This window comes from Planktothrix sp., from assembly GCF_046067725.1.
GTDB lineage: Bacteria > Cyanobacteriota > Cyanobacteriia > Cyanobacteriales > Microcoleaceae > Planktothrix.
The window spans coordinates 1-26,193 of the sequence record NZ_JBJUDF010000279.1 but is presented as its reverse complement, the minus strand read 5'-3'; the positions used below and the strand labels follow the sequence as shown (position 1 = coordinate 26,193).

General features: G+C 39.2%; 25 protein-coding genes and 1 riboswitch. Of the genes, 15 read left to right on the top strand and 10 right to left on the bottom strand.

The genetic code is table 11. From position 1 onward, the window contains the following. Window positions 1-282: 282 nt before the first annotated feature. Window positions 283-1,488 carry a Coenzyme F420 hydrogenase/dehydrogenase, beta subunit C-terminal domain gene (locus tag ACKPEB_RS17560; protein ID WP_408966253.1) on the top strand — a complete coding sequence of 402 codons (1,206 nt, stop codon included), beginning with the start codon at window positions 283-285 and terminating at the stop codon, window positions 1,486-1,488. 117 nt (window positions 1,489-1,605) lie between these two features. Here the strand turns inward: ACKPEB_RS17560 and ACKPEB_RS17555 are convergent, their stop codons facing one another. Further along, the gene (locus ACKPEB_RS17555) at window positions 1,606-1,815 is read right to left on the bottom strand and encodes a hypothetical protein (protein WP_408967631.1); all 210 of its coding nucleotides are present in this window, start codon (window positions 1,813-1,815) and stop codon (window positions 1,606-1,608) included. A 31-nt stretch (window positions 1,816-1,846) separates the two neighbouring features. Beyond that, window positions 1,847-1,938: riboswitch (Glutamine riboswitch) on the bottom strand. A 301-nt stretch (window positions 1,939-2,239) separates the two neighbouring features. On the opposite strand from ACKPEB_RS17555, the gene ACKPEB_RS17550 reads away from it, so the two are divergent. From ACKPEB_RS17550 to ACKPEB_RS17520, 7 genes are all read left to right on the top strand, one after another. Next, on the top strand, window positions 2,240-3,016 hold the full coding sequence (locus ACKPEB_RS17550) for a nuclear transport factor 2 family protein (protein WP_408966251.1): 777 nt from the start codon (window positions 2,240-2,242) through the stop codon (window positions 3,014-3,016). 249 nt (window positions 3,017-3,265) lie between these two features. Beyond that, window positions 3,266-4,234: an ABC transporter ATP-binding protein gene (locus ACKPEB_RS17545; RefSeq protein ID WP_408966255.1), complete on the top strand. Its 969-nt coding sequence runs from the start codon at window positions 3,266-3,268 to the stop codon at window positions 4,232-4,234. Between the two features lie 55 nt (window positions 4,235-4,289). Further along, the gene (locus ACKPEB_RS17540) at window positions 4,290-5,336 is read left to right on the top strand and encodes an ABC transporter ATP-binding protein (RefSeq protein WP_408966250.1); all 1,047 of its coding nucleotides are present in this window, start codon (window positions 4,290-4,292) and stop codon (window positions 5,334-5,336) included. 423 nt (window positions 5,337-5,759) lie between these two features. Beyond that, window positions 5,760-6,719: an RNA polymerase sigma factor, RpoD/SigA family gene (locus tag ACKPEB_RS17535; RefSeq protein ID WP_408966249.1), complete on the top strand. Its 960-nt coding sequence runs from the start codon at window positions 5,760-5,762 to the stop codon at window positions 6,717-6,719. A gap of 133 nt (window positions 6,720-6,852) precedes the next feature. Continuing rightward, window positions 6,853-7,194 carry a DUF760 domain-containing protein gene (locus ACKPEB_RS17530; protein WP_408966248.1) on the top strand — a complete coding sequence of 114 codons (342 nt, stop codon included), beginning with the start codon at window positions 6,853-6,855 and terminating at the stop codon, window positions 7,192-7,194. A gap of 66 nt (window positions 7,195-7,260) precedes the next feature. Beyond that, window positions 7,261-8,340, top strand: a complete 1,080-nt coding sequence (mutY, locus tag ACKPEB_RS17525; RefSeq protein WP_408966247.1) for an A/G-specific adenine glycosylase — start codon at window positions 7,261-7,263, stop codon at window positions 8,338-8,340. 27 nt (window positions 8,341-8,367) lie between these two features. Beyond that, window positions 8,368-8,532: a hypothetical protein gene (locus tag ACKPEB_RS17520; RefSeq protein ID WP_408966246.1), complete on the top strand. Its 165-nt coding sequence runs from the start codon at window positions 8,368-8,370 to the stop codon at window positions 8,530-8,532. Window positions 8,533-8,639: 107 nt separating this feature from the next. Here the strand turns inward: ACKPEB_RS17520 and ACKPEB_RS17515 are convergent, their stop codons facing one another. After that, a complete protein-coding gene (locus ACKPEB_RS17515) occupies window positions 8,640-9,791 on the bottom strand; it encodes a histidine kinase (protein WP_408966245.1) in 1,152 nt (383 codons plus the stop codon). A 255-nt stretch (window positions 9,792-10,046) separates the two neighbouring features. Between ACKPEB_RS17515 and ACKPEB_RS17510 the strand changes: the two genes are divergently transcribed. Beyond that, window positions 10,047-11,705, top strand: a complete 1,659-nt coding sequence (locus tag ACKPEB_RS17510) for a DUF2079 domain-containing protein (protein WP_408966244.1) — start codon at window positions 10,047-10,049, stop codon at window positions 11,703-11,705. A 29-nt stretch (window positions 11,706-11,734) separates the two neighbouring features. Here ACKPEB_RS17510 and ACKPEB_RS17505 read toward each other — a convergent pair whose 3' ends face one another. The 4 genes from ACKPEB_RS17505 to ACKPEB_RS17490 form a co-directional block, all read right to left on the bottom strand. Further along, a complete protein-coding gene (locus ACKPEB_RS17505) occupies window positions 11,735-13,774 on the bottom strand; it encodes a PAS domain S-box protein (RefSeq protein WP_408966243.1) in 2,040 nt (679 codons plus the stop codon). 252 nt (window positions 13,775-14,026) lie between these two features. Next, window positions 14,027-15,892 carry a response regulator gene (locus ACKPEB_RS17500; protein WP_408966242.1) on the bottom strand — a complete coding sequence of 622 codons (1,866 nt, stop codon included), beginning with the start codon at window positions 15,890-15,892 and terminating at the stop codon, window positions 14,027-14,029. A 150-nt stretch (window positions 15,893-16,042) separates the two neighbouring features. Next, entirely contained in the window at window positions 16,043-16,282 is a 240-nt protein-coding gene (locus tag ACKPEB_RS17495) for a NifU family protein (RefSeq protein ID WP_408966241.1), read from the bottom strand. Window positions 16,283-16,369: 87 nt separating this feature from the next. After that, window positions 16,370-17,020, bottom strand: a complete 651-nt coding sequence (locus ACKPEB_RS17490; protein WP_408966240.1) for a DUF3386 domain-containing protein — start codon at window positions 17,018-17,020, stop codon at window positions 16,370-16,372. A 145-nt stretch (window positions 17,021-17,165) separates the two neighbouring features. Here ACKPEB_RS17490 and ACKPEB_RS17485 point away from each other — a divergent pair, with 145 nt between their 5' ends. Beyond that, a complete protein-coding gene (locus tag ACKPEB_RS17485) occupies window positions 17,166-18,329 on the top strand; it encodes an IscS subfamily cysteine desulfurase (RefSeq protein ID WP_408966239.1) in 1,164 nt (387 codons plus the stop codon). 19 nt (window positions 18,330-18,348) lie between these two features. Here the strand turns inward: ACKPEB_RS17485 and ACKPEB_RS17480 are convergent, their stop codons facing one another. Next, entirely contained in the window at window positions 18,349-18,774 is a 426-nt protein-coding gene (locus ACKPEB_RS17480) for a hypothetical protein (protein ID WP_408966238.1), read from the bottom strand. Window positions 18,775-19,217: 443 nt separating this feature from the next. Here ACKPEB_RS17480 and ACKPEB_RS17475 point away from each other — a divergent pair, with 443 nt between their 5' ends. The 4 genes from ACKPEB_RS17475 to ACKPEB_RS17460 all read left to right on the top strand — a co-directional run bounded on the left by ACKPEB_RS17475 (window position 19,218) and on the right by ACKPEB_RS17460 (window position 21,843). Beyond that, window positions 19,218-19,658 (top strand): GNAT family N-acetyltransferase, encoded by a 441-nt coding sequence (locus ACKPEB_RS17475; protein ID WP_408966237.1) that lies wholly within the window; start codon window positions 19,218-19,220, stop codon window positions 19,656-19,658. Window positions 19,659-19,728: 70 nt separating this feature from the next. After that, entirely contained in the window at window positions 19,729-20,562 is an 834-nt protein-coding gene (gene map, locus ACKPEB_RS17470) for a type I methionyl aminopeptidase (protein WP_408966254.1), read from the top strand. An 87-nt stretch (window positions 20,563-20,649) separates the two neighbouring features. Further along, on the top strand, window positions 20,650-21,087 hold the full coding sequence (locus ACKPEB_RS17465; RefSeq protein ID WP_408966236.1) for a GNAT family N-acetyltransferase: 438 nt from the start codon (window positions 20,650-20,652) through the stop codon (window positions 21,085-21,087). Between the two features lie 543 nt (window positions 21,088-21,630). Next, the gene (locus ACKPEB_RS17460; RefSeq protein WP_408966235.1) at window positions 21,631-21,843 is read left to right on the top strand and encodes a hypothetical protein; all 213 of its coding nucleotides are present in this window, start codon (window positions 21,631-21,633) and stop codon (window positions 21,841-21,843) included. Between the two features lie 294 nt (window positions 21,844-22,137). On the opposite strand, the gene ACKPEB_RS17455 is transcribed toward ACKPEB_RS17460, so the two are convergent. Both ACKPEB_RS17455 and ACKPEB_RS17450 read right to left on the bottom strand, forming a co-directional pair. Next, window positions 22,138-23,607, bottom strand: coding sequence for a leucyl aminopeptidase (locus ACKPEB_RS17455; protein WP_408966234.1), 1,470 nt, complete (start codon window positions 23,605-23,607; stop codon window positions 22,138-22,140). A 131-nt stretch (window positions 23,608-23,738) separates the two neighbouring features. Then, complete coding sequence (locus ACKPEB_RS17450; protein ID WP_408966233.1) at window positions 23,739-24,818, bottom strand: tocopherol cyclase family protein; 1,080 nt, start codon at window positions 24,816-24,818, stop codon at window positions 23,739-23,741. Window positions 24,819-24,891: 73 nt separating this feature from the next. Between ACKPEB_RS17450 and ACKPEB_RS17445 the strand changes: the two genes are divergently transcribed. Continuing rightward, the gene (locus ACKPEB_RS17445) at window positions 24,892-25,476 is read left to right on the top strand and encodes an Npun_F5749 family FMN-dependent PPOX-type flavoprotein (protein WP_408966232.1); all 585 of its coding nucleotides are present in this window, start codon (window positions 24,892-24,894) and stop codon (window positions 25,474-25,476) included. Between the two features lie 92 nt (window positions 25,477-25,568). On the opposite strand, the gene ACKPEB_RS17440 is transcribed toward ACKPEB_RS17445, so the two are convergent. After that, window positions 25,569-25,955: a hypothetical protein gene (locus tag ACKPEB_RS17440; RefSeq protein ID WP_408966231.1), complete on the bottom strand. Its 387-nt coding sequence runs from the start codon at window positions 25,953-25,955 to the stop codon at window positions 25,569-25,571. Window positions 25,956-26,193: the final 238 nt, after the last annotated feature.

Below are 26,193 nucleotides of genomic sequence, written 5' to 3'. Positions count from 1 at the left end.
GCTTCTTTTAAATTGTCTTCAGATTGTTGCTGACTCATAACTTTAATCTTCCGTAAAAGAGGGGTTTTAATTAACCTGCTCTAATCTTAATAGAACTCAACAGCCAAAAGCATCAGTAAAATTACGGATTTTTTAGAGTATTAACTTAAGGATACTGAGATTTGATTGCAGTTAGTTTTGTGTTTAAATTAATACATTGCCAGAGTTCTGCTTAAGGATGATTGTAAAAATGGTAAAATGCCACCATGTCTATAATTTAGAGATAACAAAACCCAACTATCAATGACTTCACTACAAGAACCAGCCAAACATCTCAAAGCTAAAGGTATGAAACCAGGAGGTCGTCGCCCTGCGAAAGAACTCTGTAGCGAGTGCGGTCTGTGCGACACCTATTATATTCATTATGTGAAAGAAGCTTGTGCATTTCTCAATCAACAAATTGCTGAATTAGAAGCAGAAGCTCACGGACGTCGCCGCAATTTAGACAACTGGGATGATGTTTATTTTGGGGTGCATCAAGATATGATGCAAGCTAAGAAAAAACAACCCATTGAAGGGGCACAATGGACGGGAATTGTGAGTACCATTGCGATTGAAATGCTGAACCGAGGGTTAGTTGAAGGGGTGGTTTGTGTTCAAAATACCAAAGAAGACCGTTTTCAACCCCAACCTGTAATTGCCAGAACCCCAGAAGAAATTTTAGCCGCCAAAGTTAATAAACCGACATTATCCCCTAATTTATCAATTTTAGAACAAATCCAACAGTCGAATTTGAAGAAACTGTTAGTGATTGGGGTCGGCTGTCAAATTCAAGCGTTGCGGGCAGTTGAGAAAGAATTAGGATTAGAAAAACTTTATGTTTTGGGAACTCCCTGCGTTGATAATGTCACCCGTGCTGGGTTGCAAAAATTCTTAGAAACTACCAGTAAATCGCCAGATACGGTTGTTTATTATGAATTTATGCAGGATTTCCGAGTTCATTTTAAACATGAAGATGGTTCTGTAGAAACCGTTCCCTTTTTTGGATTAAATACCAAAGAATTAAAGGATATTTTCGCTCCTTCTTGTTTAAGTTGTTTTGATTATGTCAATTCTTTGGCAGATTTAGTAGTAGGATATATGGGGGCAACCTTTGGATGGCAATGGATTGTCGTTCGTAATGAAACCGGGCAATTTATGTTAGATTTAGTTCGAGATCAACTCGACACTCAACCTGTTATCGCCCAAGGAAATCGTAAACAAGCCGTGCAACAAAGTATTCCCGCCTATGATAAAGGAGTTACTTTGCCGATGTGGGCTGCGAAATTAATGGGAGTGGTGATTGATAAAATCGGCCCTAGAGGGTTAGAATATGCCCGATTTTCGATTGATTCTCACTTTACTCGCAATTATCTCTATGTTAAGCGAAATCACCCTGAAAAGTTAGACGCTCACGTTCCTGATTTTGCTAAACGAATTATCGAGCAATATCATCTGCCTAATTCCTAATGAGGAAAAACCACGCATAAGTTTGAAAATGCTTATGTGTGGTAGAATACAATTATTGAAATTGACGAGGATACCCATAGATTCTCCAAGTTAATACTTAGCCTAGATTTGGAGTCTTTATTGGGGGTTTTGAGCCAGTTTAACGCCGATGAGGGGGACGGCTAAAATGAGCAACACCAACCAAGGCGCTAAAACTAAACTCACAAACAAACTGACGAGAGCAATTCCCCTTGCAATAACCTGAACGATTTCTTCGTTGGTACTGACACTCAGTAAACCTGCAAAAATGGAAATTGCAAGGGATAACAAAGAAGGTACTAACATCACTACAAACCCTTCATTCGAGGTAAAACAGTGTTGTGCGTTCCTTCGGGAAAATTCCCTACTTCCGTCTTCTCCAAACAGCTAAAATATCACCCGCCTATTCAGTGTTTGGGGGAGATGAACGATGACTATTTATTTTTATTATTAAAAGTATACCACATTTAAGAAAAAAATATAGGGTAAGTTATTGATCGGGTTGCAAAACCCCTCAAACCCTTGTTCTAATGGTAGCTAATCAGGAAAAACGCGGTGAACCTGTATCATAAGTTTGTAGGAATCTCCCGCTACACTGCCCGGTCAACGGGAGAAGATGTCAACGGTTGAGAACAAATCCCTTAATCTGGAAATTCTGATGACAATTTTCCCAACAGTTCAACTACAATCTTTTCAGAACAGGTTTTTTGTCAAGACAAACCCTCATCATACAATGGGAACCCAACCCTTATTTTCACTTCTTCTCGGATTGGTACTTTGGGTAACGGGGGTCGGCACCTCCGGGTCAGCCAAAGCTGAAACCCCAGAAACTGCTCCTGCGACAGTCACCAATCTTTTAAATCAAGTTGATGCTGCTGCGAATCGTCAAGATGTAGACGCTGTGATGGGTTTTTATAGTTCTAATTTTACCAATTCCGATGGATTAGATTATAAAACCCTTAAACAAGTTTTACAAGCGTTTTGGAATCAATACTCTCGTCTTAATTATCGCACACAATTACAATCTTGGCAACAAAACGGAGAAATATTAACCACCACAACTGTTACTGAAATTACAGGAACAAAAACCCTGAATAATCGAGAGTTTAAATTAGTTTCAACCATCACATCTCAGCAAGAAATTCAAGATGGGAAAATTGTCCAACAGGAAATTTTAACGGAAAAGAATAAATTAACATTAGGAAACCAACCGCCAACGGTGGTTTTTCAAGTTCCACAGGAAGTTAAAATGGGTCAGGAATATGCAGTGGATGCGATTGTTCAAGAACCCTTAAACGAAGAAATTCTCATTGGTACAGCCATCACACAACCTGTTAGTCCAAAAGCTTATACAAACGAGGAACTGTTACAGTTAGAATTTTTGCCATCTGGAGGAATTTTTAAAGTCGGTCAAGCTCCTAATGTCTTAGGAGATAATTGGGTTTCTGCTGTTTTGATGCGTCAAGGAGGAGTCACTTTAGTTACACAACGGTTGCGAGTCATTAAATAAGTTTGCTCAAGAATAAAGTCAACCTAAAAATGACTCAATTTAAGATCAGTTAATCGTTAGAGTAGAGAACTCATTAACAGTATTTCTACTCTAATTCCCCCGTCTTTTAAGCTGAAACCATAAGTCCCCCAAAATAATTATTTACACATTGGGTGATTCCCAATTAAGCTATTCCCTGTTCCCCATTCGTAATTCGTAATTCGTAATTCGTAATTCCCAACTCCATAATTTATTTTGCACTTATCACTTATGATTCCTTTATTAGAGGTTAAAAATTTAGCGATTCAGTTTTTGACCCTTGATGGAGTTGTTCATGGGGTGAATCAAATTTCTTATCAGGTGGAACTGGGGGAAACCTTGGGAATTGTTGGGGAGTCGGGGTCAGGAAAAAGTATTAGTGTGTTATCAATTTTAGGCTTAATTCCATCACCCCCAGGAAAAGTTACCCAAGGAGAAATTTTATTTCAAGGTCAAAACTTACTTGAATTCAGTTCTCAACAGTTACAACACATCCGGGGTCGAGAAATTGCCATGATTTTTCAAGACCCGATGACTTCCTTGAACCCGGTTTTAACTATAGGAAAACAACTGACAGAAGCTCTACAAGTTCATCTTAAATTCACGTCAGAACAAGCTAAAAATCGAGCTATTCAACTGTTAACACAGGTGGGAATTCCTAACCCAGAAAAGCGGTTAAAAAACTATCCCCACGAATTTTCTGGGGGAATGCGTCAACGGGTAATGATTGCAATGGCGTTAGCGTGTCAACCTAAATTATTAATCGCAGATGAACCTACAACCGCCTTAGATGTAACGGTACAGGCGCAGGTTGTGGAGTTAATTAAACAATTACGAACGCAAGAAAAAATGTCAGTCATTTGGATTACCCATGATTTAGCATTATTAGCTGGATTAGCGGATCGAATTCTGGTGATGTATGCAGGTAAAATTATGGAACAAGCAACGGTTCATCAACTGTATAAAAATCCTCGCCATCCCTATACTATTGGATTATTAGAAAGTTTACCTCGACTGGATCAAATTCGTCAAGATTCTTTACCAACCATTGAAGGAATTCCGCCGAATTTAATTGATTATCCTTCAGGATGTCCCTTTGCACCTCGATGTCGATTTGCCCTAGAACAATGTTTTCAAGAAAATCCGCCGTTAGAATCGATTGAACCGAATCATCAAGTAGCTTGTTGGGTGAAAACATAGGTTATTTTTAGATAAAAATCATTAGATTGATATCATCTTTAATATTGATAAAAATATGACTCTAACCTCATCCGAAAAACTATCCATTTCTCAAAATCGTACCCCTTTAATTCGGGTCGAAAACTTGCAAAAACATTTTCCAGTAATGCAAGGAATTTTGCTACAACGTCAAGTCGCAACTCTTAAAGCTGTTGATGGCCTAACCTTTAATATTCAACGGGGAGAAACCTTAAGTTTAGTTGGAGAGTCCGGTTGTGGAAAAAGTACAACGGGACGCATGATTTTACAGCTTTCTCGTCCGACGGGAGGAAAAATTTATTTTGAAAATACGGATTTAACTCATTTAACCGAAAAAGAATTGCGTCCTTTTCGCCGAAAAATGCAAATGATTTTTCAAGATCCTTATTCTTCTCTCAATCCTCGGATGACCGTTGGTAAAATCATTAGTGAACCGTTAATTATTCATCAGTTTGGAAATCAAAATATAATCAAAAATCGAGTCAAAGAAATTTTAGAATTAGTAGGATTAAATTCTAATTTAATCAATCGTTATCCCCATGAATTTTCCGGCGGACAACAACAACGCATTGGTATTGCGAGAGCATTAGCGATGAATCCAGATTTTATCGTTTGTGATGAACCGATTGCGGCTTTAGATGTTTCAATTCAAGCCCAAGTGATTAATTTAATGCAGTGTCTCCAGAAAAATCTAGGATTAACTTATTTATTTATTGCCCATGATTTAAGTGTGGTTCGTCATATTTCTGATCAAGTTGCAGTGATGTATTTAGGGAAAATTGTTGAACTTGCAGACCGGATTTCTTTATATGAAAATCCCCTTCATCCCTATACCCAAGCTTTATTATCTGCTGTTCCTATTCCTGATCCTGAATTAGAAGCAAAACGACAACGAATTTTATTAACTGGAGAAGTTCCCAGTCCCATTAACCCGCCAACAGGTTGTCGATTTTGTAGTCGTTGTCCTGAAGTGATGGAACAATGTCGCCTTGAAGAACCCCCTTTGAAAGATATCGGTTCCCATCATTGGGTTGCTTGTCATTTGTATAGCAGCAAACAGGTCGCAGAGCAGTCTAGGGTGTAGGGTTTGAGTGTGTTGACTATTGCGAAATTATGCCGGAGGCTATTGGGCACCGCTCACCCCCAGGCTATCAGGACGCAGGGAGTCATCCTACACCCACCCACTCCTGCTGTCCCTGCTGAACCCAGGGAAGCATCTCCTACTCCCCCCGCCCAGATTAAACCCTGGGAGGGATAGCCAATATTTTTAAGAAATGTTAAACTTCTTAACATATAATTGAGATATGTTAAGAATGTGACTGCAAATCCGAGTTACATTGCTTAACATTAGAAAAAACCAAGGTTACAACACCTGGGCCAACTGTCCGTACTTGAGACCAAAGAAAAGCAAACAAGCCGTGATGTGATTCTTTCGGGCTTCAAGTAGGAGCTTAACGTATTAAACCCAAACCTTGATCGGTTAAAGGTATTCAGCCGGAGATGAGCCATGAAACTTGCTAAAATTTCAGACACAGACTCTGTACGCGCTTATCTACGAGAAATTGGTCGTGTTCCCCTGCTAACCCATGAGCAAGAAATCCACTACGGTAAACAAGTTCAACGCTTGAATGCCGTTCAAGATGAATGGGAAGATTTAGCGACCCGTTTAGGTCGAGCGCCGAGCCCAGCAGAATGGGCACAGGCAGTTGGGCTCTCGGAAGGCGAATTAGAACGAGTGCTAGAACAAGGCCAAAGTGCGAAACGTAAAATGGTGGAAGCCAATTTACGTTTAGTGGTGTCCGTTGCCAAAAAGTACATTAAACGTAATGTAGACTTATTGGATTTAATTCAAGAAGGCACCATTGGGATGCAGCGTGGCGTTGAAAAATTTGATCCTACCAAGGGATATCGCTTTTCAACTTATGCCTATTGGTGGATTCGTCAAGCGATTACCCGTGCGATCGCAGAAAAAGGCCGTACCATTCGTCTGCCGATTCATATTACAGAAAAACTTAATAAAATCAAAAAAGCTCAACGTCAATTGGCTCAAAAGCTAGGGCGTGCCGCCACCATGGGGGAATTAGCGGCGGAACTCGAAATTACACCCCGACAGATCCGAGAATATTTAGAACACGCTCGTCTTCCTTTGTCCCTTGACCTGCGGGTTGGGGATAATCAAGATACCGAGTTAGGGGATCTTTTAGAAGATACGGGTGCTTCTCCTGAAGATTTTGCTTTACAATCTTCCTTACGCACCGATTTAGAAGTGATGATGGCCGATCTCACGGAACAACAGCGTCAAGTGTTATCCCTGCGATTTGGCTTGGAAGATGGGCAAAGTTTAACCTTGGCTAAAATTGGCGATCGCTTAAATATTAGCCGAGAAAGAGTTCGACAAATTGAACGCGAAGCTTTAACAAAACTGCGAAAACGTAAAAAAGATATCGACGACTATATGGCTAGTTAAACCCTGAGTAGAGATGTTGGATAAAAACATCTCTACATCCTGCTAAATTAGAAATGAAAGGATCAGTGTATCTCAAAATGATCTGATTTTAGATGAAGAGACGTTTAAACTCTTGCGTAGGGGAGAGAGAAGTATGAGCGACACATCCAACCGCAATTCTGAATTTTTCCAAGAGGAGGGAGGAGAAATTGGGAACTTGCTCTGGCAATATGTCCAGTCCATGAGTCCTGATACGGTTTCTCAACTGTCTAAACCGAATTCTCCTGAAGTCTTTCAAGTAATGGAACGTAATATTATCGGACTTTTAGGAAATTTACCCTCGGAACATTTTGGCATTACGGTCACAACCAGTCGTGAACATTTAGGTCGGCTCTTAGCTTCAGCGATGATCAGTGGCTATTTTCTCCGCAATGCTGAACAAAGAATGGCTTTTGAACGTTCTATTCAAGTCAGTGAAAAAGCCACTGACGAATAATTGAAAACCCTTGATCATGTCCGATTTACAACTGATAAACCCATTGAAATTGCGGCAGGCTAAACCATGAGTCTGCCGAGTTTTGATGTTTTTTATTTAAGGCGATCGCTTCTAGGTTGGTATGCTCAAAACGGCCGAAATTTACCTTGGCGTGATAGTGCTGATCCCTATCAAATTTGGATTTCTGAAATCATGCTTCAGCAAACCCAAGTTAAAACGGTGATCCCTTATTATCAACGTTGGTTAGAAACTTTTCCGACCGTTACAGACTTAGCACAAGCCGATTTACAAACCGTCTTAAAAGTTTGGCAAGGGTTAGGATATTATGCCAGAGCTAGAAATTTACACGCCTGCGCGCAACAAATTGTGGAACAATATAATGGGGTTTTTCCGAATCAACTCGAAGCGGTTTTAAGTTTACCCGGTATTGGTCGCACCACTGCCGGAGGCATTTTAAGTGCGGCTTATAATCTTCCCATTTCTATTTTAGATGGTAACGTCAAACGAGTTTTAGCTCGACTGATCGCTTTATCCGTCCCCCCAAAAAAAGCTTTAAAATCTCTTTGGGAATGGTCTGATACTGTACTTGATCCTGACCATCCCCGTGAGTTTAATCAAGCTATTATGGACTTAGGAGCAATGGTATGTACACCCAAAGCACCTAACTGTTCGGAATGTCCTTGGCAACTTTATTGTCAAGCTTATTTATCCAATCTTCAATCTCAAATTCCTATGGGTGAAACTGCTGCTCCTTTACCGCATAAAATTATCGGTGTTGCTGTCATTTGGAATGAACAGAAACAAATTTTAATTGATAAACGACCCGCTAAAGGGTTATTAGGAGGACTCTGGGAATTTCCAGGGGGAAAAGTAGAACGAGGAGAAACGTTAGAAGAATGTATTAAACGAGAAATTCAAGAAGAATTAGCAATTGAAATAGAAGTTCAAGAGCATTTAATTACTATTGATCACGCTTATACCCATTTTAAAGTCACGTTAAATGTTTATCACTGTCGTTATCTCAGTGGAGAACCCCAGCCTTTAGAATGTGATGAAATTCGCTGGGTCACTTTAGATGAAATTGAACAATTTCCCTTTCCTAAAGCCAATGAAAAAATTATTACCGCTTTGAAGAACAATTCCTAATTCATTAATAATAGGATGATTACCCCTATGAATTCTAAAGAGCAACTGATTCAAGAACTCGAAAATCTTCCTGATCAACTCATCGTTCAAGTCTTAGATTACATTGCTTTTATTAAGCATCGTCATTGTTTACAATTAGAGAAGCCATCAAACTTGAGAGCAAGTTTACACGAAAACTGGTGGGATCATTGATCTCGATTGATACCTGATTTTCTCGATGATCGAGAACAGCCTAACCTTCCTCAGCGAGAGGATATTTTTCTATGAAATATCTGCTTGATCCGAATCTTGGTATCTATTTAATGATAAACGGGTAACGTAAAGTGAAAACAACTGCCTTTTGTGAAGCTAGAATCAACCCAAATATTACCATAATGGGCGACAATAATTCGTTTACATAATGATAAACCAATCCCATAACCTTCTTGAGCTTCATCTCTGGCTAAACGAAAATGTTCTTGAAAAATGCGATCGCGATTTTCTTCTGGAATTCCTGGCCCACTATCACAAATACTCACCTGCACTTTTTGACTGGTACGATGTAAAACACTAACTTGAAGTGTTCCCCCTCTGGGGGTATATTTAATCGCATTATCTAATAAATTAACAACGACTTGCCGAATTCGTTCTTGATCGGCATACACACAGGGAGTATCATGGGGAATATCCGTTTTTAGATTCAGAGATTTAGATTGAAATTGTGATTCTAACTCCATTAAAATTTGGTTCAGAAAAGCCACTAAATCTAACTGAGTCGGTTGAATTTGTAGGCGAATATTAGGACTGGTGGCGGTTTGTAGAATGTCCGTAATCATCCGATCAATAATCTGAATTTGAGAGCGAGCTTGTTGAATTAAACGAACTTTCAACGCCTCAGTAATTTGATCAGAAGATAAGGTTTCTAAGGCTAAGGACGCAGCCGTTAGAGGACTCCGCAGATCATGAGCTAAAATTTCAATAATCCGATCTTTAAACTGTACTTGTTGCTGCAAGAGTTCAGTTTCTTGTTTGAGACGAAATGTCTCATCACCCAGTTTCATCAGTTCAGCCGCATAGACAACAGAATTCACCGAATTAGTCACAGGATAAGCCGGAGTTACAACAGAAGGCAACTCTTCATCTAACTCTAATAACTCTATTGTTTGTTGTTGCCAACGGGGCCACCAATGTTCCAGTTGAGCCACTAAATTACTTCCGGCAAGAACTTGTCGAGGTTCTGGGTGAATTTTAATCAATGTGGGGGTGGCAATCAGTTTAAAATGTTCAGCCAGATACGGCTGTTCACCGACATCAATAATTTGCAGTTCAAATTCATCTTGAGCATTTAACTCCTCTAAGAAGTGACGAACTTGGCGAATATGCTCTTGAGAGCTAGGACGTTGATCAACAAACAGCAGAAGTTGTAAGGAAACTTCTGAGAAGGGGAATGGTTTTTCGGGAAATGCCTGCATGAAGTAGTTTTGAAGCAGCAGCGGTAAGCTGTTTTCACTGTCTTTAAAGGAGGAAGGATGGTGCATTGGCAACTGCTTTTTATTTTATAGTTTAATTTAATATCTTCTTCAGATTCGATTTTTTTTAAGCCTGGGGAAAGCCGGGACGTTGATGGAGAATGGTAGACTGTTCGGGAAAGTGTTATTTTTGTCCCTCACCCACCTTGAAAGTTTGAGGGAGAAGCTCACCGTTGCAAAAATTTGGGTTGATCCAGAATGTTCCTAAGCTGGCAAAACTGGCAGAAAAATTCAGCATTGAGATGGGTCGTAGGCGTTGCGATCGCGTTCTTTTTCATGGGTTTAGGCTTAACTCTACACCGTTACTTCAGTTTTTACGCCTCTTATGACCAAGGCATTTTTAATCAAGTGTTTTGGAATAGCGCTCAGGGACGGTTGTTTCAAAGTTCCTTATCTTCTGCTTTGTCCACCAATGTTGTTCACCAAGGAGAATTTCCCGATGTTAGCTACCATCGTTTAGGACAGCATTTTACTCCAGCATTGTTACTTTGGTTACCTGTTTATTCGTTGTTTCCCTCCCCTGTGACTTTAACAGTTTTACAGGTTTCGTTAATCACTCTAGCTGGACTGGTGTTATACCTTTTGGGTCGTCAGTATCTGGAACCTCCCTTAGCCGCATTAATCACGGTTAGTTTTTATGCCGCTAATGCCGTTATTGGCCCCACCCTCAGTAATTTCCATGATATCTGTCAAATTCCATTATTTATGTTTAGTTTGTTACTAGCGATGGAAAAACGCTGGTGGCTGCCTTTTTGGATCTTCGCCTTTTTAATCTTAATGGTTCGGGAGGATTCCGGCATTATTTTATTTGGGGTTGGGGTGTATCTAATTTTAAGCAAGCGCTATCCCGTTCAAGGGGTGTTGGTTTGTCTTCTCAGTTTTGGCTATATTTTAGCTTTAACGAATATTATCATGCCCTTGTTTTCGGCGGATATTTCTGAACGGTTTATGATGGAACGGTTTGGTCAATATGCCGATGGCGAGGAAGCTTCAACTTTAGAAATTCTTTGGGGAATTGTCAGTAACCCTGGGCGATTAATTATTGAACTTTTCACACCCTTTTGGGGAACGTTAAAATATTTATTAGGTCAATGGTTACCCTTAGCGTTTATTCCCGCCATTGCTCCCGCGTCTTGGATGATCGCTGGTTTTCCCTTATTAAAACTATTGATGGCGAAGGGACAATCGGTATTATCGATTACCATTCGTTATGCCTTAACGGTCGTTCCAGGGTTATTTTATGGCACAATTCTTTGGTGGGCAAATCGACAACAACGTTTAACCAAACAAGCGGAATTAAATTCTGAAACCCCAGTTAAAGTTTCCCCGCTTTCCCCAAAATTTAAACGCTTTTGGTTATTTTGTATTGGGTTATCTTTGTTTTTTAGCTTCACGTCTAATCCCAATCGTACCCTCTATTTTATTATTCCTGATTCGGTCGAACCTTGGGTTTATGTTCCTCTCACCACTCAATGGTCGCACGTTGCCCAATTTAGACCTTTATTAAGTGAAATTCCCTCCGATGCTAGTGTCGCTACAACGACTTATATTGTGCCTCATTTATCTAGTCGCCGAGAAATTTTACGGTTTCCCTTATATCAGTTAAGAAATGATGCCGGAGAAGTCATTTCAGTTGAATATATTTTAGCCGATTTATGGCAATTACAAAAATATGGTGTTGCCTTTTCCGGTGATCGGGATGCCTTCAAAGAAATTACGCAAAAAATTCAAGAATTAACCGCCAGTCAAGAATATGGAATGATTGATTTTAGAGATGGAGTTATTTTGCTAAAAAAAGGCGTTCGTTCTGAAGCAGAAGTTGTGAAAAACTACACCTCGTTTCTAACTTCTAGCTAGAAGTTTCATCAGTTCATATTTTCAAAATACTAGGATGAAGGATGGGGGTCTTCTCCGCCTTCTCCCAAAATCGGTAAGCGGACAAAAAATGTACTTCCTTCCCCTAATGTACTTTCAGCCCAAATCTGACCGCCATGCTGTTGTACAATGGAGCGACAAATAGCTAGTCCGAGTCCAGTGCCTCCTTTTTGGCGAGAGTCGGAAGCATCTACTTGTTGAAAACGACCAAAAATCGTTTCTAATTTATCGGCGGGAATTCCTCGACCTTGGTCTTGAACCGTAATTAAAACTTCTAAGGAAGACCGCGATAAGGTGGAGGGATGATGCAAAGTGGCATTAAACCAAACGGAACTATTAATGTTAGAAAATCGAATGGCATTACTTAATAAATTGGTTAACATTTGAATAATTCGATCTGGTGCTGCCCATAACTGAACGCCTAAAGGTTTAGTTAATAAATTAACCCTGGCTTTTTCTGCCATTCCCATCATTTCATTATGAGCTTGAACCATTAAATCGGCTAAATTGCAGGATTTTTTATCAAAATTAATTTGTCCGGCTTGCAACCGTTCTAAATCCAGAATATCATTAATTAAACGGACGAGGCGGGTTGTATTATTCACGGCAATTTCCAGCATTCGTTTCCCGCGTTCCGGTTGAGTATCTAATAACCCACTGGTTAATAATCCTAATGCACCATGAATGGAAGTTAAAGGCGTGCGAAGTTCATGACTGACAACGGAGATAAATTCATCTTTCATTTTCTCCATTGCTTGCCGTTCTGTAATATCTTTAAAAGTAACGACCGCCCCGATAATTTCTCCTTGATTGGCGAGGGGAGTGCTAACATATTCAACGGGAAAACAAGTTCCATCCTGTCGCCAAAAAACTTCATTGGTAACGTGACGAACTCGACCATCTTGTAGGGTGGCAAAAATTTGAGAAGTCTTTTGAGTTTCTAAGGATGGATAACAAAAAGAATTGGGCTTTTGTTGAGAAGTTACCCAAGATATTTCTTGAGTAATTTTTTGCCAATCACTCATCAGTAATTCCCGTACCGTATATCCGGTCATCCTAGCGGCTGCGGGATTGATAAAGGTAATTTTTCCCTCTCGATTTAAACCACAAATTCCTTCCCCGGCAGAATCTAAAATTAATTCATTTTGCTGGCGGAGTTGTTCTAAGGTTTTTTCAATTCTTTTTTGATAACTAATATCACGGGAAATTGTAGAAATTCCGATCAGATTACCTTGATTATCTTTAATCGGAGAAATTGTTAAAGAAACATCGATTTCTTGGTGATCTTTACGAATATGAATGGTTTCATAATGATCAATACTTCCTCCTGATTGAATACTTTCTAAGATTTGAGGGACTTCTTTGGCTCGTTCGGGTAAGGTTAATAAACCCAAAGATTTTCCTTGAACTTCCGCCTCACAATATCCATAAATTTGTTCAGCACCTTGATTCCAACTCAAAATTTTGCCGTCTATGGTTTTACCAATAATCGCATCTTCAGAGGATTCTACAATGGCAGCTAATCGTTTATACGCCATTTCTGTTTGTTTACGTTCTGTGATATCTCGTCCTAAAATAACTAATCCTTTACGATCGCCATTAGGATTAAATAAAGGAATTTTAATTACATCAAAAATTTTGCAACTTCCATCGGGTTGTGGAATCATTTCTTCTTGCTGAAAAAGCTGTCTTTTCTGCCAAGCTTCTTCATCGGATTTTTGACAGGTGATTAACGCATCTCGATACAGAGTTTTTCCCTGTACTTGTTCGACTAATTCAGCCAATTCAGTATCGGATTTTCCTTGATACTCTAAGGTATTAAGTTCAAACAGTTGTAATATTGCTTGATTGGCTTCTAACCAACGCCCTGAACCATCTTTAAAACAAACTAAATCCGGCATGGCATTAATTAAAGTTTTCAAGCTTTCTGAGCTTTCTCGCAACGCTTCCTCAACTCTTTTTCGTTCTTGAATTTCTTCCACTAATCGTTGATTAACAGCTTGCAAGGAAGCAATAAATTGAGTTTCAGTTTGGGAGTTACTATTAATCATTTTTATGATAGCAGGGAACAGGGAACAGGGAATAGGGAATAGGGAACAGGCAGGAAAAGAGGGATACAAGTTTAGGTTTTAGCATCAGTTTATGTCCTAACACCCCAGGCGCGACTGCTATAGTTTGAGCCTTTAGGCTAACTGTATTTGTCTTTGTCTTCGCCGTCAGGCGCGGTTGCTATAAATGTTAAATTATTGATTCAATCCTTAATTTAATACTAGCTTAAAACTAACCCGTTAATGTGTGAGAATCTAATAAACGTTTCCTGATGAATCTCGTAAGGTTTGGGTTCGCCTGAGCCGATTTAAAATGCGATTCACCAGCAGAGGGGCTGCGGTTGTTTTTGTTAAATAATCATCGGCACCCACCAGAAACACTTGATGTTTCATGTCTCCATTGGTATGAGAGGTCAGAAAGATAACGGGTAAACTTTTCCAACGGGGATCAGCCCGAACCACTTGGCAGAGTTCAATTCCATCTAAATAAGGCATTTCAATATCTAAAATTAATAAATCTGGGTTAGTTGTTTCCAGACTTTCCCAAAAATGTCGCGGATCTTCAACAAGAAAAGTTTGAATTCCCCAAGGTTCTAATAAAGCTTGAAAGGCTTCTAAAATTTGAGAATCGTCATCAACAATCAGAACTTTAGCATTTAAAGTACAGCTTTGACGAAGAACATCCATGATCACTTTATTGATTTGTTCTGAAGTGACTGGTTTTTGTAAAAACGCTTTCCCACCCGCTTGAGACACTTTAACCCGTTGAGTAAAATTCTTTTGTTCTGTTAATACAATCACCGGAATTGAGGGGGTTTGTTCGGTGAGTTGGGTCACTAATTCATAGGAATGATAATAATCAAAATCTAAAAATACAATCGGGAAATTAGGGGGATTTTGAGAGTTTTTTTTGAGATTGGATAGAACCGATTGTTCTGTTAAAATTTGACTGTCAATTCCTAGATTCAAACTTGCGGTTTGTATACCTTGAGTTAAGGCGTGATCTTGACTCAGAATCCAGACTTGATGACTAGATTTTATCAAAGGAAGATTCGGGTTTTCAGGAGGTAAAGGCGGAGAATGGGGGGCGTTATGTTCAACTTCCTGTCGCAGTTTAAAGACTAATTGTTTAAAGTGGGGAATTTGTTCTGAGGTTAAGGTTGGAGATTCACATAACTGTTCAATTTCTCTGGCTAAAACTGAACCTCGTCCTAAACCAAAGGTTCCTAATGATCCGGCTAGTTTATGGGCTTCTTGTTGGGCTTGTCGTCGCAAATTTTGATCGGGTTTTCCCTGTTGTAAAGAAAGATAAAATTCTTCTAAAATGGTAATGCGATCGCAAATTTTGGTTTGATATCGTTTCCAAATTTGAACAATGGCTTGATTCAATTTAGGTTGATGTTGAAGCGATTTTGCAGTGATCTTTTTCGGTTCGGGTTGTGGAGAAGAAGGTTGTTTGAGGCGATATCCTAACCCATAAACTGTTTCAATTACATTTCCAGGTATACCCGCTATTTTAAGTTTATTCCTTAATCCTTTAATATGTGCCCGCACTGTATTTTCCGTCGGAGTTTCTTCTAAATCCCAAAGTTTCTCAATAATCACATCCAAACTAAAAACCCGTTGATGGTGTTTTAAAAAGAGTTCTAATAATCCATATTCTTTCGGAGTTAAATTCAGGGGTTTTCCTTGATAAGTGACTTCACAGGTATTTAGATTGAGACGGAGTTGTTCCCATTCTAAAAGGGTTGGGGGTGCTTGTTGTCGGCGACGTAATAATGCTCGAATTCTAGCCGATAATTCCTGAAGATCTAAAGGTTTAACAACATAATGATCCGCCCCTGCATCAAACCCTTTAACTTTATCTTCTCGTTGATTGCAAGCGGTTAATAAAAGAATCGGAGTTGTAATATTTTGCGATCGCAATCTTTTACACAAACTAATTCCATCTAACCGAGGTAAATCTACATCTAAAATGATGAGATCATAACTAATTTTTTGAGCTTTTTCCCAGCCCAAAATTCCATCTATTGCCACATCCACAGTGTAGTTTTGGTGAACCAAATTCTCCACCAAAATTTCAACAAGATATTGATCATCTTCTACCAATAAAACACGCATGGAAAGGGCGAAGGTTAGAGAATAAATAATAGATGTTAAACATCATCATCTCAGAGTCAATAAAATCCTATTTTCTAAGGATTGAATCCGGTTCAAAGTTCAGAATTGTTAACTCTGGAACTTTGAACCAAACGTTAGGAAGGCAACCTTTTAAGCAACGGCTATGACTTCGGAAATGTCAGGAATTCTTTCCCGTAAACGCCGTTCAATTCCCATTTTTAAGGTCATAGTGGAACTGGGACAAGACCCACAAGCTCCTTGAAGTCGCAGTTGGACAATCGGCCCATCAATGTCAACAATTTCTACATTTCCGCCATCAGACATCAAGTAAGGACGTAATTCGTCTAAAACAGTCTCTACGTTCTCTTTAGTTAGTTCTAGTGCATTCATGGTTTACCTTGGGTTGATTGTACAAAAATGAGTTTGGAATAATTTAATCCTAGCGTTATTGGTCAGGAATTGAAATGATCAATTGGATTAAACTGTAACAGGTGTCAACAGTTTCACCTGAGAATAGTTAAACTCCGTTGTAATCTGCTTGTCTGTTTCGTGGGAATGAACGACTTGGCGAGTCATAATGTAATAGTTGCCGAATTTTTCAAAGTCATCTTGAAACTGTAATTCTCGAATCATTTCTTGAGTTTGAGGGTTACGGAATATGGCACTATAACGATGGGCAATATAACCTTCTCCGGTGTCTAAACTTTCCTGGGTATGAATCACAAATGCCATTCGACCCATCACCCGACTAACCCTAGAAATTTCATGACCCCGAACCGAATAATTTGATCCCATTGCATCACCTTCAACGAGAATTTCTGTAGCTCCCGTTTCGTCGGTTTCTCCTAAACTAAATTTATTTTTTCCATGAGCTTGTTCAAAAGGCGTGCGTTTGCGATGGGTAATGATATCTCGCAGTTGGGTATAGACACTTTGCTTGACTTCTTCGTCTTCAATTCCAGTGACTTCTACACTTAAGTCGGGGTGAATCTGAATCTGACCTGTGTAGACTTCATCTCCCTGTTTGAGTTCAATATTAGCTTGATAACCGGGAAAATTAGCATCCCAAGTATAACGATGTTCGTAAGCCGTCCGAAACAGATCTAAAGCGTTTTTGGGTTCCGTCATAGAATTGTTAGTGAGGAATAGCACTTTATTCTCTATTATAGAATATTTAGGAGTTGCTGGATTCAGAAAAAACTAAAATGGATGAAAATTTTAAGTTAAACTGAATTTAAACCTTGAAAGTCATTCGTTACGCTTAAAAATGCTCATGTCTCAACGTCCAATTTATCTGGATTGTAACGCTACAACACCGATTGATCCCCAAGTTTTAGACGCAATGCTGCCTTATTTTACCGAACACTTTGGCAACCCAGCCAGTATTAATCATCTTTACGGTTGGGAAGCCGAAGCTGCCATTAAGAAAGCCAGAGAAATAATTGCCCAGGGGATTAACGCCACTCCTGAAGAAATTATTTTTACCAGTGGCGCCACAGAATCCAATAATTTAGCCATTAAAGGAGTTGCTGAAGCTTATTTTAATCAAGGGCGACATCTGATTACGGTTAAAACTGAACATAATGCCGTTCTTGATCCCTGTCATTATTTAGAAACGTTAGGATTTGAAATAACTGATCTTCCCGTAAAACCCGATGGGATCGTGGATTTAGTCCAACTCAAAAACACGCTGCGTCCCGATACTATTTTAGTTTCAATCATGGCAGCCAATAACGAAATTGGGGTGATTCAACCGTTAGCAGAAATTGGAGAATTATGTCATGAGCAAGGAATTTTATTTCATACCGATGCCGCTCAAGCTCTTGGTAAAATCCCCCTGGATGTTCAACAAATGAAGATTGATTTAATGTCTTTAACCGCTCATAAAATTTATGGGCCAAAAGGCATTGGCGCGTTATATGTTCGTCGTCGCAACCCTAGGGTTAAATTAGCTGCTCAACTACACGGTGGCGGACATGAACGAGGACTGCGTTCTGGGACATTAGCCACCCCTCAAATTGTGGGTTTTGCTAAAGCGCTTGAACTAGCTTTATCTCAACAAAAAACGGAAACTCAACGGTTAATTCAATTGCGAAATCTCCTCTGGGATCAATTATCAACGTTAGACGGAATTTATTTAAACGGTCATCCCAGCCAACGGTTAGCGGGGAATTTAAACATCAGTGTCGAAAAGGTGGATGGTCAAGCTTTATTATTAGGATTACAATCGGTCATGGCTGTTTCTTCCGGTTCCGCTTGTACCTCGACAAAAATTGAACCGTCTCACGTTTTAAAAGCATTAGGTCATTCCGATTCTTTAGCCTATGCGTCAATTCGTTTCGGTCTGGGTCGGTTCACCACTGAATCGGAAATTCATGCTGTGGCAGATCATACCGTGAAAACGATTCAATCTTTAAGAAAAATTCGATATCGTTAAACAAATATCTACCCTGAGTTTAATTTAATTTTCGTTTTTCTAACCAAACTAAAACCTCTTCTTCCGAGTTTAAATCATAGGTTTTTCCATTTTTGGGATCATAAATATGCCATTGAATATGACCTAAAGGATTACAACTTTTCCAGACATAAGGTTCTGGTGCTTGGAAAACCTCTGATAATTGAATCGGTTGATTTAAAAACCGCCAAATCGTTAGGAAAAGATCAAATTTTTCTGTTATTTTGGGGTCAGCATAATCAAGCTGAAAACAGGTTTGAAGATGGGAAATTTTTTGTTGATCAGATAAATGTTGACTACAGGAAGTTACTAATTTCCTCCACAGTTTGCTTTGATAGAACGTTGACGTTCCTTTGTCGGTTGAAGGTAATGAAACCGTATCAGGGATGAGTTCTAATTGTTGATAAATTTGCCATTGAGTTTTCATACAACACACTCCATCTCAAAAAGGTTCAGACACCACGCACAGTCCAGAACCCGCTAACTGTGAGTCTCAAGTCTGTTTCCATCGTGCTGAAACTAAACAAAAGGGGATAAATTCCCTAGTTTTCCCCTACTCTTGGGATGAGCAGGATTAGCAGGGACTACCTAAATCAATATTTTTATTTTCTGTATTTATTGTTACAGAAATTTTTAAAGTCCTCAAGGGGCTGTTAAAATTTCTTGATATATTTGTTAACTGTTGACCCTTAGCAAGCGAACCCCTCCCACTCTTGAAAGGATCTCCTGCTCTTAGTTTTCTGGGGGGTCAGCATTGAGAAATTCCCACCTATATTGATTGACTAAATCTAGGAAAAATTTACAATAATTCCTGCCTATAGGAATAGGTAATTAGGTAGATTGATCAATAAAATATTATTGTTAATAAGGATGATTATGATATTAGAAATTAAACCTGTAACCTCCAAGGATTTACCCATCCTCAATCAGTTATATACAGAAATTGATGGAGAATCACCTTTATCTCTCCCCGATGTTGAACAAATTTTTGAGCAAATTCAACAATATCCCAACTATCAGATTTATATAGCATGGCTCAAAGGTGAGGCGGTAGGAACGTTCAGCTTATTATTCATTCCAATGATTTTACATCATAGCAAATCTGCCTTGATTGATGCCGTTGTCGTGACATCGACCTATCGCCATCAAGGAATTGGTAAAGCCATGATGCAGGAAGCGCTTAAACTAAGTCGTCAAGCCGGATGCTATAAAGCCATGCTATCCTCTAATCTGAAACGCACCGTCGCTCATCAATTTTATGAGTCTTTAGGCTTTAAACAACAAGGTTGGAGTTTTAGCTTGGAACTATGACCCAAAAGTTGATATTGTAGGGTAACTTATAAAAAGGCATTAATTCCGAACACACTCAACCCTGAACATGATGAATATTCTGGCTGATTTTCTGTCTAAACCTGTTGAAAAAAATCCCCCTCAAGTTAAAAAAAGCCGTCGAGGAATTCATATTAAATCTCCTCAAGAAATTGAAATTATGCGACAATCTGCAAAAATTGTGGCAACGGTTTTAAAAGAAATTTCAGAACAAGTTAAACCGGGGATGACAACGGCTGATTTAGATGCTTATGCAGAAAAACGGATTCGGGAAATGGGAGCAAAACCCAGTTTTAAAGGTTACCATGGCTTTCCGGGTTCCATTTGTGCTTCGATTAATCATGAAGTCGTTCATGGCATTCCGAACCGTCGTAAATATATTCGTGCTGGAGATGTTTTAAAAGTCGATACCGGAGCTTATTATGAAGGGTTTCACGGGGATTCTTGTATTACAATTGCGGTTGGTGACGTCTCCCCAGAAGCAGCAAAATTAATTCGCGTTGCGGAAGAAACCTTGTATAAAGGAATTGAAAAAGTTAAGGCGGGAGCTTATTTACTGGATTTGGCTGAGGCGATGCAAGATCATGCAGAAGCTCACGGTTATAAAATTGTAGAAGAATTTACAGGTCATGGAGTCGGACAAAATTTGCATGAAGAACCTTCAGTTTTTAACGCTCGAACCTATTCTTTACCCAATGTTAAATTAAAACCTGGAATGACTTTAGCCATTGAACCCATTCTGAACGCAGGTTCTCGATTTACCAAGATTTTATCAGATAAATGGACAGCCGTAACCGTTGATAATTCCTTATCGGCTCAATTTGAACATACGGTTTTAGTCACAGAAACAGGTTATGAAATTTTAACTGATCGCTCAACTATTTAGAACGAGCCGGAGTTGGGAGTCAGATGTTAACGATTAACAAGCATCGCCTTCTCTTCTCCCCCTGTTCCAGATTTCTTACTCTCAACTATGATCAGAATCAAAACAGTTAATTATTCAGACAATTGGATGGAAATTAGAGCCATTCGACATCAAGTTTTTGAACTTGAACAAGGAGTTGCTCCTGAATTAGAATGGGATGGACAGGATGAATTCGCACAACATTTATTAGCTTATTTAGATGATCAACCGATTGGAACCTTACGAATTCGTGATTTAGATGAACAAAATGTTAAAATAGAACGATTAGCGGTTTTGGCTTCCGCAAGAGGAATGGGAATTGGTCAACAATTAATGGAATGTGCCTTAGAAGTGATCGCTCAAACTTCAATTCAAACTGTGATTGTTAATGCTCAAATTTATATTCAAAATCTCTATTTAAAATTAGGCTTTGAACCGATGGGTGAACCGTTTGAAGAAGCCGGAATCCCCCATATTAAAATGGTTAAAACCTTGATTTATTCATAGCTAATGAAATTATATTCCATCCTTAAATGTTTGCTGAAAATAATTTATTTGATAATCCTAATTTCAGGAGGATTAATCTCAAAAAATGGGGACACATCTCTGTGTCAGGGCGAGAAAACCTCGCCCCTACGGTTTCGGTAATTTGTACAAATCATTTTGACTTACTATAATATCAGTACCTAAACATAATTATTGACACATTTCTAATTCTCTGTTCCCAGTCAATCGCAGTTCTCTTTCTTAGTATTCTTTTCGGGACTTCATATAATATACTGACAGTAATAACCGTACTTTCTATGCCGCTTCAATACTGATTTTGCCGACTTTAGGTTCTAAATCCCTCTGTTTTTGCCGGGCAATATTATCAGTAGAATTGCTTAAATTACAGAAAAACACGGAGATTACGGATAAAAAATTTACGCATAAATACTGAGTTTTTTTTGAGATGAATCTGATAAGATAAAAATAAATAAATTCAACTCATCTGTTGAATTTTGTTCCATTATATTGTCAACAATAATCCCCAATAGGGTATAAAAGTCAATGTTAAGACAATCTGACGTTGCCAGAATTTTAGGAGTTTCCCATCAGCGAGTTTCTCAATTGAGATTGAGACATCGCATTGAATTTGCTTGGGATGAAAACTTATCAACCTGGGTAACAACTCCAGAAGAAGTTCAACATTTTTTGGAGTGTCGAGCCAAGCGTTCTGCTGAAATGTATAATCGGGAATCTTCCAAATCCCATAGGGTTTAAACTCAAGTTGGGCAGGAAATTTTAAGCTGTATTTTTTCTAAACTTCCTGCCTCAATGTTGCTACCATTCATTTTAGATTATACACTAGAACATTGCACTTCTAAAAGTAAATTTGAATGAGGTCTTAACTCTTGTTTTAAAGGCAATTCAATCACAAATTCTGTGCCTTTTTCTAGTATTGAGTGATTTAAAGTTTCCTAACATTCTGTTGAGATTGATTTTAATAAATCTCCCTAAAAATAGGGAGATTTAGACGCTAAATTGCCTGTTTTTGTGGAAATTTGGGGAAATCTTCTAACTCATTACCCAGTTCACTAACAGTCTGACTCCATAACCCGTTGCTCCGGCGCTATGATAACCGTTGTCTTTATCTGTCCAAACCGGGCCAGCCACATCTAAATGAGCCCAGGGGGTTTTTTCCACAAATTGTTTCAGGAATAAAGCGGCTGTAATTGAACCGCCAGCCCTTGGCCCGGTATTTTTCATGTCGGCGTGCATGGCTTTTAACCCTTCAAAATATTTCTCTTCTAAGGGCATTCGCCAAAGTTTTTCGCCGGATGTTTTGGCGGCGGTTTCTAACTCTTGAGCTAAGGTATCATCAGGGCTCCATAACCCGGCAATATCATCGCCTAATGCAATAATACAAGCCCCTGTTAAGGTGGCTAAATCAATCATGGCATCTACCCCTAATTTGTCTGCAAAAACCAGGGCATCTGCTAAGGTTAATCGTCCTTCGGCATCGGTATTATTGACTTCAATAGTTTTACCATTAGAAGCTTTGAGAAAATCCCCTGGGTGCATGGCGTGACCACTAATCATATTTTCGGTCACGGCACTAATAAAATGCACTTCCACATCGGGTTTTAATTGACCAATCACTTTAGCAGCCCCAAAGGTGGCTGCTGCCCCTCCCATATCCATTTTCATCATTTCAATACCGCTACCACTGGTTTTCAGATTTAACCCGCCAGAATCAAAGGTTAATCCTTTGCCAATAATGGCTAATTTGCGGCGAGGCGTTCCTTGGGGACGGTAGATTAAATGAATAAATTTGGGGGGTAAATCCGAAGCTTGAGCAACGCCTAAAAAAGCTCCCATTCCTAATTTTTCACAATCTTCTTTTTCCAGAATATTGAGTTCAAATCCGTAGGTTGTGGCGAGATCTTTTGCCATATCTGCCATCGTAATTGGGTTGATTTCGTTAGCCGGAGCAGCGACTAATTCCCGTGCTAAAATAACACCCGAACAGATATTTTGAGCGCGAGTAATCGCAGATTCAGTTCCTGCTAATCCTAATAATTCAATCTGTGTAATCCCGTGACCTTTTTCATCAGGTTCTGACTTAAATCGAGTATCTTGATAAAGAGCTAATTCTACCCCTTCTGTTATCGCTTGGGCGGTGGCTTCTGCTGTTTCAAAAATCGGTAAGCTCACCCCAACCGTTTTGGCTTTTAAGGATTTTGCGGTTTTGGCAATACTAGCAGCCGCCCGTCGTAAAGTGTCTAATTGTAATTTGTCCCTTTGACCTAAACCGACTAAAATCACTTTCCGAATCAGGCTATTTCCCCCAACACGAGTGGAAATATTACTATCGGTTTTTGCCTTAAATTCAGTCTCCTCCATTAATTCTTTTAAGGTTCCTGCCAACTTCTCGTCTAAGGTGGCAAAGTCTCCTGTTAATTCAACTTGATCATCAAATAAACCTAGAGCGAGGACATCTCCTGACCAGTCTAAGGGGGATGTGTTCGTTGCTTTAAATTCCATTGTTGTTTTCGTCTCAGTTACTCTAAAAAATATAAACCGTTTTCGGGTTCAGGGGGGAAGAAAAGCGTAAAGGTAAACCAGATTTTTGGTATTTTCTTGAAAAAGTATGATTCCTGATGGTTAAATCTGATTTATTGTTTCCAGGTTTCTTGCCAGATTTTTCCTCCCACTTCCACACCACACAGGTCGCTAGTCGCTTCCAAAATTATACGATTTTTAGCTTTTAATTGCAAGTGAATTTGTCCGTGCATGGTATCTCGACAGCGAAAAATTAAGCCGTGTTGGGTGGGTGTTCTTAATAACGTTCCGGGGTGTTCTGTTGTGGCAGTTAATGACACTTCATACTGTTCATTTTTAGCGTTTATCACCCATTTTCCCCAAGGTTCAATTTGCCAATGTACCTCGGAATTCCAAGGCACAAATTCATAAAATTTGCCTTGATAATGAATACCAATTAAAGCAACCGATTCAGACCATCCTAAGACCTGTCGAATTCCTCCACCCGCAGTTAAAGCTAAATCGGGTTCGTGATCAAAACTATTACAATTGACCCAAAACCATTGTTTCGGAAAACTCCCTCCCCAATTTTTTTCACTGTAAGCTGGGGCATTTTCAAACTCATAAATTCTCCCATTCCAATTAATCCATCCGGTGGCTAAACCATGAGCCATTAAAATCTGCCATCCCGGTTCAAAGATGGGTAAAAAAGATAACCATCCGCCTGTTGATTGTTGGGGTTGATTAGCATTTCCCCAGCCATAAATCGGTTGAATTTGATATTGCCAATGACAAAAATGATCCGTTGCGGGAACAGATAATTTTCCTTGATGAAAGGTGGCAGTTCCTTGATAGCCTTGGTGAATATAACGCTCAAAGATTTCAGGTTCTAAATATCCAGGGGCGGCGGTTAAATCAGTTTTTCCCCAATGTCCTAATGCTAATTGATCGGAAGTTGCCCAAAATTTTTTAACATCGGGAAAGGTTCGACATAAATATTGATCATCGGGCCCTAAAATTTGCGCACCTCCCCCACTGTGGGGTTGATTTCCTATCGGATCTTCGATAGAATACATAAAGGCAAAGGTTTGTTTTTCTTGGGGTAAGGTCACTCGATAATACCACCCTTCAAAAAAACGGCGATTGCTTCCATCCCAATGATATCCACTATGGGGCGTTTGTAAAGAATTCAATTGACGAGTTACATTAAACATCAATAATCCTACACCAATAAATGATCAAAACCTATTTAAAATTATAGAGTAGGGAACAGGGAACAGGGAGTTTATGAATGATATTCCAGCTTGGCGTTTATCTTTAACAAGTGCGTTAGAACGAAATCGCCATTTAGTTTATTCCCGTTATTTTCAATTAGCAACGGTTGGTTTAAACGGTCGTCCGGCGAATAGAACGGTTGTATTTCGAGGTTTTTTACCAGAAACCAATCAACTGCAAATTATTACGGATAGTCGCAGTCAAAAAGTTAATCAAATTCAGCATCATTCTTCGGGGGAAGTTTGTTGGTATTTCCCAGAAACCCGTGAACAATTTCGTCTATTCGGTCAATTAAAATTGATTTCCGATAGCCATCCTGATTTAACGTTAACTACTGCTAGAACAACCCTTTGGCAATTCTTATCAAACGCAGCAAAACAACAATTTTACTGGCCAAACTGTCGCCAACCGCGTTCAGAATCTACCGCTTTTAACCCCCTAGCCATCATTCCCCTTGAACCTCCCTCTAATTTTATTTTATTATTACTTGAACCCCAGGAAGTTGATCATTTAAACCTCCAAGGAGAACCGCAAAACCGAACCCTTTATTATTATAATTCTGAACAAGGTTGGTTAACGGAAATGGTTAATCCTTAACAGCAAGTCTAAATCATTTGTGATAACTGTAGGGGTTGGGTTTCCCAACCCTCTTGGTGTCTGGGGTGGAAGTGTCAAAACCTAATTTGAACTCAATTCGGTCTTAATAATTTAACATTCGGCGCCGCCGCACCATAATTGACTCGACAACCTAAATTAAATAAACTGGCACTACATTCTAAGGGCACAACTTGTTCACCTAATAACGCACTACAGCTAACATAATTATCATTATTCGTATCTTTCAAAACACATTCAATCGGTTTCGCGCCTGAACTTTTTGTCCACATTTTCATACCCAATTCTGCAACCCAATGTTGATAAAAGAAAGCGAAAATTCCCACACTTAAAAGGAAAATTGCTAATAAGGTAATTCTGACTGTCCAACTACTTAGGAGATGTCCCAAAAACCCCTTTACACTATCGATGATTGATGTAGTCATCGGGGTTGCTGTATCTACAGGTTGATTCTCGGTCATCGCATCCTTCCTCTAAAATAATAGCGGCTGAGGTTAAACCTTGTTTAAGTTTAACCCTCAAGGTCTTACTTTCGTATTTTAACTGACTTTATCGAAATTCAAACTAGATTTACACCAATCGATAGAGAACTGTTGATGAACACCCGTTGAAAACCTCTGGCTACTCTGCTTTAATTTTAGCTAATAATTGATAAAAAGGTTGCCAATTATCCTCAACAGTAATGGGTTCCCAAATCCC

Excerpts from the sequence above, each read along its gene's own strand:
- ACKPEB_RS17530 (WP_408966248.1), top strand. The coding sequence starts at position 6,853 with ATGAGCGACACATCCAACCGCAATTCTGAATTTTTCCAAGAGGAGGGA.
- map (WP_408966254.1), top strand. The coding sequence starts at position 19,729 with ATGAATATTCTGGCTGATTTTCTGTCTAAACCTGTTGAAAAAAATCCC.
- ACKPEB_RS17550 (WP_408966251.1), top strand. The coding sequence starts at position 2,240 with ATGGGAACCCAACCCTTATTTTCACTTCTTCTCGGATTGGTACTTTGG.
- ACKPEB_RS17490 (WP_408966240.1), bottom strand. The coding sequence starts at position 17,020 with ATGACGGAACCCAAAAACGCTTTAGATCTGTTTCGGACGGCTTACGAA.
- ACKPEB_RS17560 (WP_408966253.1), top strand. The coding sequence starts at position 283 with ATGACTTCACTACAAGAACCAGCCAAACATCTCAAAGCTAAAGGTATG.
- ACKPEB_RS17535 (WP_408966249.1), top strand. The coding sequence starts at position 5,760 with ATGAAACTTGCTAAAATTTCAGACACAGACTCTGTACGCGCTTATCTA.
- mutY (WP_408966247.1), top strand. The coding sequence starts at position 7,261 with ATGAGTCTGCCGAGTTTTGATGTTTTTTATTTAAGGCGATCGCTTCTA.
- ACKPEB_RS17440 (WP_408966231.1), bottom strand. The coding sequence starts at position 25,955 with ATGACCGAGAATCAACCTGTAGATACAGCAACCCCGATGACTACATCA.
- ACKPEB_RS17505 (WP_408966243.1), bottom strand. The coding sequence starts at position 13,774 with ATGATTAATAGTAACTCCCAAACTGAAACTCAATTTATTGCTTCCTTG.
- ACKPEB_RS17515 (WP_408966245.1), bottom strand. The coding sequence starts at position 9,791 with ATGCAGGCATTTCCCGAAAAACCATTCCCCTTCTCAGAAGTTTCCTTA.
- ACKPEB_RS17445 (WP_408966232.1), top strand. The coding sequence starts at position 24,892 with ATGAATGATATTCCAGCTTGGCGTTTATCTTTAACAAGTGCGTTAGAA.
- ACKPEB_RS17495 (WP_408966241.1), bottom strand. The coding sequence starts at position 16,282 with ATGAATGCACTAGAACTAACTAAAGAGAACGTAGAGACTGTTTTAGAC.
- ACKPEB_RS17455 (WP_408966234.1), bottom strand. The coding sequence starts at position 23,607 with ATGGAATTTAAAGCAACGAACACATCCCCCTTAGACTGGTCAGGAGAT.
- ACKPEB_RS17545 (WP_408966255.1), top strand. The coding sequence starts at position 3,266 with ATGATTCCTTTATTAGAGGTTAAAAATTTAGCGATTCAGTTTTTGACC.
- ACKPEB_RS17510 (WP_408966244.1), top strand. The coding sequence starts at position 10,047 with ATGTTCCTAAGCTGGCAAAACTGGCAGAAAAATTCAGCATTGAGATGG.
- ACKPEB_RS17520 (WP_408966246.1), top strand. The coding sequence starts at position 8,368 with ATGAATTCTAAAGAGCAACTGATTCAAGAACTCGAAAATCTTCCTGAT.
- ACKPEB_RS17475 (WP_408966237.1), top strand. The coding sequence starts at position 19,218 with ATGATTATGATATTAGAAATTAAACCTGTAACCTCCAAGGATTTACCC.
- ACKPEB_RS17540 (WP_408966250.1), top strand. The coding sequence starts at position 4,290 with ATGACTCTAACCTCATCCGAAAAACTATCCATTTCTCAAAATCGTACC.
- ACKPEB_RS17480 (WP_408966238.1), bottom strand. The coding sequence starts at position 18,774 with ATGAAAACTCAATGGCAAATTTATCAACAATTAGAACTCATCCCTGAT.
- ACKPEB_RS17500 (WP_408966242.1), bottom strand. The coding sequence starts at position 15,892 with ATGCGTGTTTTATTGGTAGAAGATGATCAATATCTTGTTGAAATTTTG.
- ACKPEB_RS17465 (WP_408966236.1), top strand. The coding sequence starts at position 20,650 with ATGATCAGAATCAAAACAGTTAATTATTCAGACAATTGGATGGAAATT.
- ACKPEB_RS17485 (WP_408966239.1), top strand. The coding sequence starts at position 17,166 with ATGTCTCAACGTCCAATTTATCTGGATTGTAACGCTACAACACCGATT.
- ACKPEB_RS17450 (WP_408966233.1), bottom strand. The coding sequence starts at position 24,818 with ATGTTTAATGTAACTCGTCAATTGAATTCTTTACAAACGCCCCATAGT.
- ACKPEB_RS17460 (WP_408966235.1), top strand. The coding sequence starts at position 21,631 with ATGTTAAGACAATCTGACGTTGCCAGAATTTTAGGAGTTTCCCATCAG.